Origin of the sequence: Acidovorax sp. NCPPB 3576, assembly GCF_028473605.1 — a bacterium.
Classification (GTDB): Bacteria; Pseudomonadota; Gammaproteobacteria; order Burkholderiales; family Burkholderiaceae_C; genus Paracidovorax.
Window position 1 is genome coordinate 4,431,531 of sequence record NZ_CP097267.1, and the last position, 13,468, is coordinate 4,444,998.

The window sequence follows — 13,468 nt, forward strand, 5'->3', positions numbered from 1 at the left end:
CGTTTTTGGCATGGAATCGGCTGGCCGTTGGCCCTGGTGGGCCGGTGGGTGCGCATGCCGCGCCCGTGGTCAGCCGGTCAGCGCTGCACGCCCCAGCGCCGCACCGTCAGGCGCTCCAGCGTATGAAAACCCAGCGTCTCCACCAGCAGCCCGATGAGGATCACGAGCACGAGGCCGGCGAACACCTTGTCGGTGTAAAGCTCGTTGCGGTTCTGAAAGATGTACCAGCCCAGCCCGCCTTTGCCCGACGATGCGCCGAACACCAGTTCGGCCGCGATCAGCGTGCGCCAGGCAAAGGCCCAGCCGATCTTCAGGCCCGAAAGAATGGACGGCAGCGCCGCCGGCACCAGGATCTGCAGCACGTAGCGGAGGCCCGTCAGGCCATAGTTGCGCCCGGCCATGCGCAGGGTTTCCGGCACGCCCTGAAAGCCGGCGTAGGTGGCCAGCGACAGCGGCCAGAGCACCGAATGCACCAGCACGAACACCAGGCTGCCCTGCCCCAGGCCGAACCACAGCAGCGCCAGCGGCAGCAGAGCGATCGCGGGCAGCGGGTTAAACATGGCGGTCAGCGTGGACAGCAGATCGCGCCCGAACTGGGTCGATACCGCCAGCGTGGTCAGCACGAAGGCCCCCGCGATGCCGGCCAGATAGCCCTTGAGCAGCACCGACAGCGAGATCGCCGCCTTGGCCAGCAGTTCGCCCGACGCCAGGCCCTCCACCAACGCCCGTGCGGTCTGCAAGAACGTGGGCAGCAGCAGATCGTTGTTCTGCCAGCGCGCGAGCAGCTCCCACAGCACGGCCAGTACCGCCAGGATGGCCAGCCGCCGCACGGCCTGCTGCTGCCAAACGCGTGCGAACAGCGGCAGCGGCTGCTGGGGCGCAATGCCTTCGAGCGGCGCGAGCGGGACTTCGAACTCCGGCCGCACGGGCGGCTCGGGCCGCGCGCGGAGTGCCGCATCGACGGGTTGGGTCAGGGCAGCGGTCATACGGAAATCTGGAAAGGCAGCGCACCTGCGGTGCGCGACGATGGAAAAGGAGCCGACCGCTCGTGCGCCTGCAGCTCGGCCTGCACCGGTCCGGCCGCGCCGCCACCGGGCGCCGGCTCGTCGAACAGCAGCCGGTGGATGCGCTGGGCCGTGGCCTGGAACGCCGTGCCGCCCAGGCTGTGCAGCCCGAACTGGTGGCAGTTGACCTCGGCGCGCAGCCGCCCCGGGTGCGGCGACAGGATGGCGATGCGGTTGCCCACCACCAGCGCCTCTTCGATGGAATGGGTGACGAAGATCAGCGTGAAGCGGAACTCGTCCCACAGCCCCAGCAGCTCCTCCTGCATGCGGCGGCGCGTGAGCGCATCGAGCGCAGCGAAGGGCTCGTCCATCAGCAGCACGCGCGGCTGCATGGCCAGGGCACGGGCGATGGCCACGCGCTGCTTCATGCCGCCCGACAACTGGTGCGGGTGCGCATCGGCAAACCGGGACAGGCCCACCTTGTCGAGATAGAGCGCCGCGCGTTCCGCGGCCTCGGCGCGGCTGGCGCGGCGCGCGGCCAGCAGCGGGAACATGACGTTCTCGCGCACGGTCTTCCAGGGCGGCAGCTGGTCGAACTCCTGGAGCACCACCACGCGGTCGGGCCCCGGCCGCGTGACGGGCTGGCCGTCGAGCACGATGCGGCCTTCGCTCGGCGGGATGAAGCCCGCAATGGCCTTGAGCAGCGTCGATTTGCCGCAGCCCGAGGCGCCCAGCAGCACGAAGCGGTCGGCCGCATGCACGTTGAAATCGACGCGGTGCGTGGCCCGCACCACGGTGTCGCGCGTGCGGTAGTCGATGCTCACGCCCTCCACGCGCAGCAGAGCCGAGGGGTCCGCCGCGCGGGCCGGCGCCAGATCGGCCACGGCGGCCAGGCCACCGCCGGCGCCGCCGGTCTCGGGGTCCAGGCGCTCCATCAGCGCAGGGGAAAGGGGTCCCAGCCGCATGGCGCGCGTCAGTTGCCGCCCGCGGTGTGGGCGTCTTCGAAGAAATAATCCTTGAGCGTGGCCGGCGCGTTCTTGATGGCGCCCACGCGGTGCAGGAACTGGCCCATGCCCAGCGTGTTCTCGGGCCGCACCTTGAACTGGACTTCCGGGTTCTTGATGATCTTGAGCAGCAGCTCCCGGTCGGTCTTGGCGCCGGTCACGCGCAGGTAGATGTCCGCCGCCTTCTCGGGATGGGCGGTGATGAACTTGGCGGCCTCGTCCAGGCCATCCAGAAACGCCTTGTAGGTCTTGGGACTCTCGCTGCGGAATTTCTCGGTCGCGTACAGCACGGTGGCCGACGAAGGCCCGCCCAGCACGTCGTAGGAGTTGAGCACAATGCGCGCGGCCGGGTTGCCGGCCAGTTCCTGCTCCTGGAACGGCGGGTTGCCGAAATGGCCCGTGATCTCGGTGCCGCCCTTGATGATCGCGGCGGCGGCATCGGGGTGCGGCAGGGCCACCTGGATCTTGTCCAGGCGGTTGAACTCCTTGTCGCCCCACAGCTTGGCCGAGGCCATCTGCAGCACGCGCGACTGCACCGACACGCCGACGGCGGGCAGCGCGATGCGGTCCTGCTCGGTGAAGTCGGCCAGCGTCTTCACCTTGGGGTTGTTGCTCACCAGGTAGTACGGAAAATTGCCCAGCGAGGCCACGCCCTTGACGTTCTGGCGGCCCTTGGTGCGGTCCCACAGCGTGAACAGCGGGCCCACGCCGGCGCCTGCGATGTCGATGTTGCCGGACAGCAGGGCATCGTTGACCGCCGAGCCGCCGGACAGCTGGAGGTAATCGACCTGGATGTCGATGCCCGCCGCCTTGCCGTGCTTTTCGATGAGCTTCTGGTCTTGCGCCACGTTCAGCAGCAGATACACCACGCCGAACTGCTGCGCGATGCGCAACTGGCCTTCGGCCGCGTGCGCAGCGGCGGGCAGCCCCAGGCCGCAGGCGATGAGGCCGGCAGCGGCCAAGGCGGCCAGGGTGCGGCGGGCGGCGCCGCGGCGTGAAGGCTGGAGCATGGTGGGCATTTCCTGGCGCGAGAAGCGGTAAGCAAAGAAGCAGGGGAAGGGAAGAACGCAGGGACGAAGGCGGCGGCCGTTCAGAACGGCAGGTCGCCCTCGACCGTGGTGCGGTAGAGCTTGCGGCGCTCGCTGTCGGGCGTGCCGGCCGCCAGGTGCATGACCGAGCGGTTGTCCCAGAACACGAGGTCGTGCGGCAGCCAGCGGTGCCGGTACAGGAACTCGGGCCGCACGCTGGCGGCGAACAGTTCGTCCAGCAGCGCGCGGCTTTCATCGTCGGGCAGGCCGACGAGGCGCGTGGTGAAGTGCTCGCTCACGAAGAGCGCCTTGCGGCCGGTTTCGGGGTGGGTGCGCACCACCGGATGCACGGCGGGCGCCACTTCGTCGATCTGGGCCTGCGTGAGCTTCGGGCGCCAGGGGTTGCGGGCGCGCAGTTCTTCGTACTTGGCCAGGTAGCTGTGCTCGGCCGACAGCGGGGCGATGGCTTTCTTGAGCGCTTCGGGCAAGGCGTCGTAGGCCGCATGCTGGTCGGCGAACAGCGTGTCGCCGCCCTCGCCGGGCAGCTCCTGCGCGTGCAGCAGCGAGCCCAGGCTGGGCTTTTCCTTGTACGACAGGTCGGAATGCCAGTAGTGGCCCGCATCGCCCAGCCCGATGGGCTGGCCGCTGGCGTCCTTGATGTTGGAGACGATGAGGATCTCGGGGTGATCGGCCAGCTGGAAGTTCTTCAGCACATGGATCTGCAGCGGGCCGAAGCGGCGGCTGAAATCGATGTGCTGGCGCGGGGTGATGCGCTGGTCGCGGAACACCAGCACGTGGTGCGCCAGGTGCGCGCGGTGGATGCGCTCGAAGTCCTGCGCGCCGATGGGCCGCGACAGATCGAGGCCCACCACCTCGGCGCCCAACGGGCCGGCGGCCCCCTCCACCGGGCGGATATCGAAACGCTGCGGCAGGGCACCATCGTCCAAAGCGATGGCCGTCGCGGAAACGGGGGCGTGGGACAGAACTGCCGACATGGTGCACAACCTTTGAACGGGCCCGGCGGGGCCCTCTGGGTTGCCACTTTATTCAGCAAGCCTGCAAACCGGAACGAATGATTTATCGATTGCTAACTACCAAAACATCTATCGCTGGGCAGGACCCCCGCCTACATCGAGGGATGAGCCACGCACGGCATGCTGGCTGATCACAGCCAGGCCAGCCAGGCCAGCCAGGCCAGCCGGGTGGCGTATGCGTGTATGCAGGGCCGCCGGAGATCGATACCATGCGATCGATGTGGGCGCACGCGCGCTGCACGGCCTGCCCGCGCTGCCGGCAGCGTCCCATCGTCGCCTGACTGTCCACGGAGATTCCCCCCGACCCATGGCCAACAGCCGCTATCACCACACCGCCGGCGGGCAGCGCTGGCAGTTCCGCGACCTGGGCGACGTGATGGCCAAGGCCACGCCCGCCCGGTCGGGCGACGTGCTGGCGGGCATCGCCGCAAGCACGGCGGTGGAGCGCATGGCCGCCCGCATGTGCCTGGCCGACGTGCCGCTGGACCGCTTCCTGAGCGAGGCGCTGGTGCCCTACGAGAGCGACGAGGTCACCCGCCTCATCATCGACACGCACGACGCCGCGGCCTTCGCGCCCATCGCCCACCTCACCGTCGGCGGGCTGCGCGACTGGCTGCTGGCCTCGTCCAGCGCCCAGCTGACGGCCGTGGCCCCCGGCCTCACGCCCGAGATGGCGGCCGCCGCGAGCAAGCTCATGCGCAACCAGGACCTGGTGTCCGTCGCGCGCCGATGCCGGGTGACCACGCGCTTTCGCAACACGCTGGGCCTGCCCGGGCACCTGGCCGTGCGGCTGCAGCCCAACCACCCCACGGACGACCTGCGCGGCATCGCTGCCTCGATGATCGACGGCCTGCTGTACGGCGCGGGCGACGCGGTGATCGGCATCAACCCGGCCACCGACAGCATCGCGGCCCTGACGGGCCTGGTGCACCGGCTGGACGAGGTGATCGCCACGCTGCAGATCCCCACGCAGTCCTGCGTGCTCACGCACGTGACCAACACGGTGCAGATGATCGAGCAGGGCGCGCCGGTGGACCTGGTGTTCCAGTCCATCGCCGGCACCGAAAAAGCCAACGCGGGTTTCGGCGTGAACCTGGCCTTGCTGCACGAGGCGCGCGAGGCCGCCCTGTCGCTGAAGCGCGGCACGCTCGGCGACAACGTGATGTATTTCGAGACCGGCCAGGGCAGCGCCTTGTCGGCCAATGCCCACCATGGCGTGGACCAGCAGACCTGCGAGGCGCGGGCCTACGGCGTGGCGCGCGCGTTCTCGCCCCTGCTCACCAACACCGTGGTCGGGTTCATCGGGCCGGAGTACCTGTACGACGGCAAGCAGATCATCCGCGCGGGCCTGGAGGACCATTTCTGCGGCAAGCTGCTGGGCGTGCCGCTGGGCTGCGATGTCTGCTACACCAACCATGCCGAGGCCGACTCCGACGACATGGACACGCTGATGACGCTGCTGGGCGTGGCGGGCCTGACCTTCATCATGGGCGTGCCGGGCGCGGACGACATCATGCTCAACTACCAAAGCACCTCGTTCCACGACGCGCTGTACCTGCGCGAGGTGCTGGGCCTGAAGCGCGCGCCCGAGTTCGAGGCCTGGCTGCAGCGCATGCACCTGGCCGATGGTGCGGGCCGCCTGCTGCCCGCCGCGCAGCAGCAACCTGCGCTGGCCCAGTTGCGGCGCATCGGAGGGGCCGGGTGATGGCCGACGCGCCCGCCGCCCCGGACACCGGGCCCCCGCCCGATCCCTGGGACGACCTGCGCGCCCACACGGCGGCGCGGCTGGCGCTGGGGCGTGCCGGCACCGCCATCCCCACGCGCGAACTGCTGGACTTCGGCATGGCCCATGCCCAGGCACGCGATGCCGTGCACCGGCCGCTCGATGCCGAAGCCCTCGCCACGCAGATCGCATCGGCAGGCGGCATCCCGCTGCAGGTGGCCAGCGCCGCCACCGACCGCGCCACCTACCTGCTGCGCCCGGACCTGGGCCGCCGCCTGTGCGATGCCGATGCAGAACGCCTGCGCGGGCTGGGCGGCGTTGGGGATGGCAGCCCCCCGGAGGCCGGCTGCGACCTGCTGCTGGTGGTGGCCGATGGCCTGTCTTCCCTGGCCGTCGAGCGCAATGCCGCGCCGCTGGTGCAGGCCATCCTGGGCACCGCGCCGCAGGGCTGGCGCATCGGCCCGGTGGCCATTGCGACGCAGGCGCGCGTGGCACTGGGCGACGAAGTGGGAACGCTGCTGGGGGCGCGCCTGGTGGCGGTGCTGATCGGCGAACGCCCGGGCCTGAGTTCGCCCGACAGCCTGGGCATCTACCTCACCTGGCATCCGCAGGTGGGCTGCAGCGACGCCCAGCGCAACTGCATCTCCAACGTGCGGCCGCAGGGGCTGGCACCGGCAGCCGCCGCCGCGCGACTATGGTGGCTTTGCGGGGAGGCCAGGCGCTTGCGCCTGACCGGCATCGGGCTGAAAGACCGCAGCGATGCGGTCACCGTGGACGCTCGCCGGGCCGGCACGCTGCCGAAAGGGTGACGGGGGACGATCGCACCCTGGGCCTTGGCTGCGGCGCCTGGCCTGTCTTGCCGGTTTTTCGCTTCCAGCGGCTGCACCGTGTCTGGATTGCAGCGGAAATCAAAACGGTTCGCATGGCAGATGAAACTTCTACCGTTCAGGGACCTGCGCGATTCGCATTCAGGAAAATTTCAGTTAATTTCAGAAAACGACAACAACTCATAACAATTTAGCGCCGCACAACCTGATATTCCCTATTGCGTCCCAACCCCCTCCCATCAGAATGGCGTGTCGGCCAAAACCAGACGGCTCGACAAATCACTAATAAACGGAGGTTAAAGAATGACTGCATACGTAATCCAGAGCCTGCAAAACACCAACCTGTGCATCGGCGTTGCCAATGTCGCTGCAGGCTCGTTGGTCACCCTGAATGTGCTGTCCGGGGTCGGCGGCAAGAACTCCCAATGGAACATGGACCCCAACAGCGGCTTCATCACGCTGGCGGCGGACCCCAGCCTGTGCCTCGACGTTCAGGGATATGACGGCCAGCAGGGCCAGGTGATCGTGGCCAACCTGGTTCTGGGGCGGACCAGCCAGCAATGGAACTGGGTGGGCCGGGCCCCCACCATTTCCAATGTCCAATATCCCCAAATGGTTCTGGACAATGCCAATAACAACGCCTCCCCGGGCAATCCCATTTTGATCTGGCCCTATAACGGCGGCCAAAATCAAAAATGGAGTTCCCTGTCGGTTCCCGCGTTGTCGAAAATGCTGGAATTGGCAGAAGCCTGATATCCATATTGGCAGAATCATTAAATTTTCTGCCATCGTATTGGATTAATCATTTTCAGCCCTCGCCGCATCGCCATCCGGCATTGCGAGGGGCTGCCATCCGAGCGACATCACGCCGTCCTCGCCCCCTGGGGCAGGGGCGGCGTTCTGCATTTTTCTGCCTTGAACGGCAGCACCCGCCATCACGGGCGTTCCGCGTTCAATCCAAAGCACCGGCACACGGCCCCATCGTGCCTTCGCGCATCAAAGCCGGTGTGACCGATCCCCTTGCGAAAAGCCCACCGGCTCCCACGGCTCGCCCGCGCCCAGGGCCAGCACCTTGAACAGTTCGCCCATTTCGTGCTCCATGACCAGCTTGGCGGCCGTCGCACGTTCGAGCAGGGGCAGCTCCACCATGCGCTGGGCCAGCCCGCAATTGATGAGAAAGTGCGCCTGCGTGGTGTAGCCCAGCACCTGCAGGCCCGCGTCCTGCGCGGCCAGCGCCATGGCGGTGAAATTGACGTGGGCGGTGATGTCCTTGCGGCCCACTTCCACCAGCGGATCGCTGTCGGCCAGGTGCCCCTGGTGGCACATCACCGTGCCCATGTGGCGCTGGGGGTGGTAGTACTCCGCCTCGCCAAATCCATAGTCCAGCAAGAAGGCCGCGCCGCGCTCCAGCCGGTCGGCCAGGGTGCGGACGAAGCCCTCGCCCTGCGGGTGGATCTCGGTCAGGTAGTCGTGGGGGCCTTCCACCTCGACGGGCGGGCGCAGATCGGTGGGCCGATCAGCCCAGGCGAACGCATCGCCCTGCAGCACCACGCCGCGTTCATGCCACACGCCGGCCGCCTGCCCGCCGTGGCGGGCCAGCAGCTTCACCGGCATGGCGTCGAGTACCTCGTTGCCCACCACCACGCCTGCAAAGCGGTCGGGCAGCGCATCCACCCACCGCACCTTGTGCGCATGCGGGGACAGCAGCACCTGCTGGCGCGCGCGCAGGCTGCCGGACAGATCGACGATGGTGTAGCGCTGCACCCGCTCACCCAGGGCATCGAGCAGCTGCAGCGCCAGGGCGCCGGAGCCCGCGCCGAACTCCCACACCTCGTGCGTGCCGGTCTGCGTGAGGGCCTCGCCCACCTGCACGGCCAGGGTCTGGCCGAACAGGGGGCTCAGCTCGGGCGCGGTCACGAAGTCGCTGCCCGATCCGGGCAGCAGGCCGAACTTGGTGGAGTCGTTGGCGTAGTAGCCCAGGCCGGGCGTGTACAGGGCCAGGGCCATGAAGCGGTCGAAACCGATCCAGCCGCCGGCCTGTGCAATGGCCTGGCCGATGTGGGCCGCCAGGGCGGTCGTTAAACTTGGGGGTTCTGTCGTCGTCACGGTCCCGATTGTCCCCGATGCCCTCCCCCTCCCGTCCTCGCACCGTGCTGGTGACCGGCGCCGCCAAGCGCCTGGGCCGCGACATCGCGCTCGCGCTGGCCGCCGGCGGCTGGCAGGTGGCCGTGCACTATCGGCAATCCGAGCAGGATGCTATCGAAACCGTAGCAGCATGCCGTCGTCTTTCATGCGCCAGCGCCCATTTTGGTGCCGATTTCCAGGACGAAGCCGCCGTGCGCGGCCTGCTGCCCCGCGTGGTGCAGCATTTCGGCGCGGTGGACGCGGTGGTCAACAGTGCCTCGCTTTTCGAACACGACGATGCCGCGAGCTTCGGCTTCGCCACGCTGGAGCAGCACCTTCGCAGCAACACCGCGGCGCCCGTGCTGCTGGCCCAGGGCCTGCATGCGCACCTGGAACAGCGGGCCGCAGCCGCTGCGGGCAATGAAAGTGACGCGGGTGAAATCCACGGCGCCGTGGTCAACCTGCTCGACCAGAAGCTCTGGAACCAGAACCCCGATTTTTTGAGCTACACCCTCTCCAAGGCCGCATTGGAAGCCGCCGGCACCATGCTGGCGCTGGCCCTCGCGCCCCGGGTGCGGGTGGTGGGGGTGGCGCCGGGCCTCACGCTCACCAGCCACCTGCTGGAGGGCGAGAAATTCCGCCAGTTGCACGCGCTGAGCCCGCTGGGTCGGTCTTCCACGCCCGCCGACGTGGCCGCCACCGTGAAGTTCGCGCTGGAGAACCGATCCATCACCGGCACCACGCTGCTGGTGGACGGCGGCCAGCACCTGATGCGGTTCGAGCGCGACTTTTCGATGATGTGAGCGCAGGCCGGCTCCGCCCTCCCCCTTTTCCTTCCCACACCCCATGTACAACGCCGCAGGCACCCAGATCCTCACGCTCACCGGTTTGCGCTTCGACGCCAACCTGGGCATCCTCGCGCACGAGAAGACCATGCCGCAGCCCATCCAGGTCGATGCCGAACTGCACCTGGGCACGCAGCCCCTGCACCCGCGCGACGACGACATCCTGCACGTGCTGGACTACCGCAAGGTGCGCCAGATCATCATCGACGAGTGCACGGCCGAGCACGTGAACCTGCTGGAGACGCTGATCGGCAAGCTCAGCGCCCGGCTCATGCTGCTGCCCGGCGTGCTGGGCGTGCGCGTGAAGATCGCCAAGCTGGAAATTTTCGACGACTGCGAAGTGGCCATCCGCAGCGAGACAGGACAGTGGTGAACCCCATGAATGCCATCCTCAACGACACCACGCCCGGCTGGACCGCCAACGCCCCCGAGCCCCTCGTCACGCCTGATGCAGCGGCAAGCGCCGAAGCCGCTGCGGCGCCGGCCCGCCTGAAGATCGAGCGCGAAACGCACAAGCTGGAAAAGCGCCTGTGCCGCGAGGTGGGCAAGGCCATCGTGGACTACCAGATGATCGAGGAGGGCGACAAGGTCATGGTGTGCATGTCCGGCGGCAAGGACAGCTACGCCCTGCTGGACATCCTGCTCAAGCTCAAGGCACGCGCGCCCATCCACTTCGACCTGGTGGCGGTGAACCTCGACCAGAAGCAGCCGGGGTTTCCCGAGCACGTGCTGCCCGAGTACCTGGCCTCGCAGGGCGTGCCGTTTCACATCGAGAACGAAGACACCTACAGCATCGTCAAGCGCCTCATTCCCGAGGGCAAGACGACCTGCAGCCTGTGCAGCCGGCTGCGCCGGGGCATCCTGTACCGCGTGGCCGACGAGCTGGGCTGCACCAAGATCGCCCTGGGCCACCACCGCGACGACATTTTGCAGACCCTGCTGCTCAACATGTTCTTCGGCGGCAAGCTCAAGTCCATGCCCCCGAAGCTCGTGAGCGACGACGGCAAACATGTGGTGATCCGCCCGCTGGCCTATGTGGCCGAGAAGGACACCGCGCGCTGGGCCGCGCACCGCGACTTCCCCATCATTCCCTGCAACCTGTGCGGCAGTCAGGAGAACCTCCAGCGCAAGCAGGTGGGCGAGATGCTGCGCGAATGGGAAAAGAAGTTCCCCGGCCGCGTGGAGAACATGTTCAATGCGCTGCAGAACGTCGTGCCGTCGCACCTGCTCGATGGAACACTGCACGACTTCAAAGGTCTGAAGGCGACGGGCATCGCCAGCGAAGACGGCGACAAGGCGTTCGACCGCGAGGATTTTCCTGCCGTCCCCGGATTGCCGGGCGTGCAGGTGGTCCAGCTGTCCTGAACGCCCCATCACTTCAACCCAGCGCTGACCGCACCATGACGGACCCTTTCAGGAGACACCCATGAAGACCCTGCGCTGCGCTTTTTCAATCACCCTGGCCGTTGCCGCCCTGATGCTCGGCGGGTGCGCCGTCACCCGCACCGTGGACAGCGCGGTACACAGCTATTCCACCCTGGCCGCCCTGCCCTCGCCGCCCACCTACCGCCTGGAGCGCCTGCCCTCGCAGCAGGCCCAGGCCGCGTCGTTCGCCCCCATCGAGGCCATGGCCCAGCAATCGCTCGCCCGCGTGGGGCTGCAGCGCGACGACGCCCATGCCAAGCTGGTGCTGCAGGTCGGCGCGCAGGCCAGCTACGCCACGCCGGCCTACTGGCCCTACTACGGCGACCCGTTCTATCCCCGCTGGGGCCTGGGCCTCGGCTACGGGGGCCATGGGGGCCGCTGGGGCTGGGGCATGGGCGGCAGCTGGATGATGGACCGCCCGCCCACCCTTTACCGCCGCGAGGCCAGCCTGGTGCTGCGCGACGCCGCCACGCAGCAGATCGTCTATGAAACCTCTGCCGTGCACGAAGACGTGTGGACCACCGACCCGGCCATCTTCGGCATCCTGTTCGACGCCGCGCTGACCGGTTTCCCGCAGCCCCCGGCCGGGCCGCGCCAGGTGCGCACCACCCTGGCGCCGCCCGCCCCCTGATCGACGACCTGCACGCCATGGAAGCCACCCGCATCATCGCCATCCGCCACGGAGAGACCGCCTGGAACGTGGACACGCGCATCCAGGGCCACCTGGACATTCCGCTCAACCACACCGGCCTGTGGCAGGCGCGCCGCGTGGGCGACGCGCTGGCCACCGAGCCCGTGGCCGCCATCTACGCCAGCGACCTGCAGCGCGCCCATGCCACCGCCAAGGCCGTGGCCGACGCCACGGGCGCGCCGCTCATCGCCGAGCCCGGGCTGCGCGAGCGCAGCTTCGGGCAGTTGCAGGGCCGCACCTTCGCCGAGATCGAAACCGAGATGCCCGAGGAGGCCCGCCGCTGGCGCCAGCGCGATCCGCACTTCGTGCCCGAGGGGGGCGAATCGCTGATCGTGTTCCGCGAGCGCATCCTCGGCGTCACCCACCAGCTGGCGCAGCGCCACCCCGGCGAACTGGTGGTGCTGGTCGCCCACGGCGGCGTGATGGACGTGCTGTACCGGGCCGCCACCGGCCAGGAACTGCAGGCGCCGCGCACCTGGCAGCTCACCAACGCCGCCATCAACCGCCTGCTCTGGACCGGCGACGGCCTCACCCTGGTCGGCTGGGCCGACACACAGCACCTGGACAACGCCACGCGCGATGAAGCCCATTCCTGAATCCCTGCGCGCCAGCATCGGCCTGCGCGTCGATCTGATCGACACCCCCGCACTCGTCGTCGATCTCGACGCCATGGAACGCAACATCCAGCGCATGGCCGATTTCGCGCGCAAGCACCAGGTGCGCTGGCGGCCGCATGCCAAGCTGCACAAGAGCGCCGAAATCGCGCTGCTCCTGCAGCAAGCCGGCGCCACCGGCGCCTGCGTACAAAAGGTGAGCGAGGCCGAGGCTCTGGCCGCCGCGGGCGTGAACGACCTGTACATCAGCAACCAGGTCATCGCCGGAGCCAAGCTGCTGCGCGTGGCACGCCTGGCGCACCAGCTCGAGCTGCGCGGCGGTCGCCTGGCGCTCGCGGTGGACAGCGAAGAAGGCATCGAACGCCTGGCCGAGGCCATGGCGGTCACCGCAAGCGATGCGGGCATCGACGTGTTCGTGGAAATCGACGTGGGCCAGCGGCGCTGCGGCGTGCCGCCCGGCGAGCCGGCCGTGGCCCTGGCGCTGGCCGTGTCGCGCCATGCCCGGCTGCGCTTCGCGGGCCTGCATGCCTACCATGGCCGTGCACAGCACCTGCGCGGCGCACAGGCCCGCCGGGAAGCCATCGCCGCCGTGGTGGAGGCCGCGCGCCACACGCGCGACCTCATCACCGCCGCCGGACTTCCCGTGCCGCTCGTCACCGGCTCAGGCACCGGCACGCTGGTGCATGAGGCCGCCAGCGGCGTCTACGGCGAACTGCAGGCGGGCTCGTTCCTGTTCATGGACGCGGACTACGCCAGCAACGAACGCGAACCGGCCCAGCCGGCCTTCGAGCATGCGCTGTTCGTCAAGACCCAGGTCATCTCCAGCCAGGAAACGCACGCGGTGTGCGATGCCGGCCACAAGAGCCACGCCATCGATTCGGGCCTGCCGGTCGTGGCCATGCTGCCCCCTGAACGCGCGCTGCGCTATGCCAACGGCGGCGACGAGCACGGCATTCTCTACGCCGACGGCAACAAGGCCCGGCTGCCCTCGCTGGGCCGCATGCTGTGGCTCATTCCGGGCCATTGCGACCCGACGGTGAACCTGTACGACTTCTTGATCGGCGTGCGCGGCGGCTTGGCGCACGGGGTGGTGGAGCGGATCATCCGCGTGGATGCCAGGGGCGCGCTGAGCTGACTGGAAGCACCGGC

At 68.5% G+C, this 13,468-nt stretch carries 14 protein-coding genes; 9 read left to right on the plus strand and 5 right to left on the minus strand.

Translation table 11 applies throughout. The features are described 5' to 3' along the window. Nucleotides 1-77: 77 nt before the first annotated feature. The 4 genes from M5C98_RS20220 to M5C98_RS20235 all read right to left on the minus strand — a co-directional run bounded on the left by M5C98_RS20220 (nt 78) and on the right by M5C98_RS20235 (nt 4,031). Entirely contained in the window at nt 78-986 is a 909-nt protein-coding gene (locus M5C98_RS20220) for an ABC transporter permease (RefSeq protein ID WP_272549219.1), read from the minus strand. Further along, the gene (locus M5C98_RS20225) at nt 983-1,969 is read right to left on the minus strand and encodes an ABC transporter ATP-binding protein (protein WP_272549220.1); all 987 of its coding nucleotides are present in this window, start codon (nt 1,967-1,969) and stop codon (nt 983-985) included. The genes M5C98_RS20220 and M5C98_RS20225 overlap by 4 nt, the downstream gene beginning before the upstream one ends. 8 nt (nt 1,970-1,977) lie before the next feature. Next, nucleotides 1,978-3,018 (minus strand): ABC transporter substrate-binding protein, encoded by a 1,041-nt coding sequence (locus tag M5C98_RS20230; RefSeq protein ID WP_272549221.1) that lies wholly within the window; start codon nt 3,016-3,018, stop codon nt 1,978-1,980. A gap of 80 nt (nt 3,019-3,098) precedes the next feature. After that, on the minus strand, nt 3,099-4,031 hold the full coding sequence (locus M5C98_RS20235; protein WP_272549222.1) for a TauD/TfdA dioxygenase family protein: 933 nt from the start codon (nt 4,029-4,031) through the stop codon (nt 3,099-3,101). A gap of 346 nt (nt 4,032-4,377) precedes the next feature. Here M5C98_RS20235 and M5C98_RS20240 point away from each other — a divergent pair, with 346 nt between their 5' ends. From M5C98_RS20240 to M5C98_RS20250, 3 genes are all read left to right on the plus strand, one after another. Then, nucleotides 4,378-5,775 carry an ethanolamine ammonia-lyase subunit EutB gene (locus M5C98_RS20240; RefSeq protein WP_272549223.1) on the plus strand — a complete coding sequence of 466 codons (1,398 nt, stop codon included), beginning with the start codon at nt 4,378-4,380 and terminating at the stop codon, nt 5,773-5,775. After that, a complete protein-coding gene (eutC, locus tag M5C98_RS20245) occupies nt 5,775-6,602 on the plus strand; it encodes an ethanolamine ammonia-lyase subunit EutC (RefSeq protein ID WP_272549224.1) in 828 nt (275 codons plus the stop codon). Before M5C98_RS20240 ends, eutC begins: the two co-directional genes overlap by 1 nt. A 321-nt stretch (nt 6,603-6,923) precedes the next feature. Then, the gene (locus tag M5C98_RS20250; protein ID WP_272549225.1) at nt 6,924-7,373 is read left to right on the plus strand and encodes an RICIN domain-containing protein; all 450 of its coding nucleotides are present in this window, start codon (nt 6,924-6,926) and stop codon (nt 7,371-7,373) included. Nucleotides 7,374-7,616: 243 nt separating this feature from the next. Here the strand turns inward: M5C98_RS20250 and M5C98_RS20255 are convergent, their stop codons facing one another. Next, a complete protein-coding gene (locus M5C98_RS20255) occupies nt 7,617-8,735 on the minus strand; it encodes a class I SAM-dependent methyltransferase (RefSeq protein WP_272553358.1) in 1,119 nt (372 codons plus the stop codon). A gap of 8 nt (nt 8,736-8,743) precedes the next feature. Between M5C98_RS20255 and M5C98_RS20260 the strand changes: the two genes are divergently transcribed. From M5C98_RS20260 to M5C98_RS20285, 6 genes are all read left to right on the plus strand, one after another. Continuing rightward, nucleotides 8,744-9,547 (plus strand): SDR family oxidoreductase, encoded by an 804-nt coding sequence (locus tag M5C98_RS20260; protein WP_272549226.1) that lies wholly within the window; start codon nt 8,744-8,746, stop codon nt 9,545-9,547. 43 nt (nt 9,548-9,590) lie between these two features. Then, nucleotides 9,591-9,962: a dihydroneopterin aldolase gene (locus M5C98_RS20265; RefSeq protein ID WP_272549227.1), complete on the plus strand. Its 372-nt coding sequence runs from the start codon at nt 9,591-9,593 to the stop codon at nt 9,960-9,962. 5 nt (nt 9,963-9,967) lie between these two features. Then, the gene (ttcA, locus tag M5C98_RS20270) at nt 9,968-10,954 is read left to right on the plus strand and encodes a tRNA 2-thiocytidine(32) synthetase TtcA (RefSeq protein WP_272549228.1); all 987 of its coding nucleotides are present in this window, start codon (nt 9,968-9,970) and stop codon (nt 10,952-10,954) included. Nucleotides 10,955-11,015: 61 nt separating this feature from the next. Continuing rightward, complete coding sequence (locus M5C98_RS20275; RefSeq protein WP_272549229.1) at nt 11,016-11,645, plus strand: DUF4136 domain-containing protein; 630 nt, start codon at nt 11,016-11,018, stop codon at nt 11,643-11,645. 17 nt (nt 11,646-11,662) lie between these two features. Further along, on the plus strand, nt 11,663-12,301 hold the full coding sequence (locus tag M5C98_RS20280) for a histidine phosphatase family protein (protein WP_272549230.1): 639 nt from the start codon (nt 11,663-11,665) through the stop codon (nt 12,299-12,301). After that, the gene (locus M5C98_RS20285; protein WP_272549231.1) at nt 12,285-13,454 is read left to right on the plus strand and encodes a DSD1 family PLP-dependent enzyme; all 1,170 of its coding nucleotides are present in this window, start codon (nt 12,285-12,287) and stop codon (nt 13,452-13,454) included. The genes M5C98_RS20280 and M5C98_RS20285 overlap by 17 nt, the downstream gene beginning before the upstream one ends. Nucleotides 13,455-13,468: the final 14 nt, after the last annotated feature.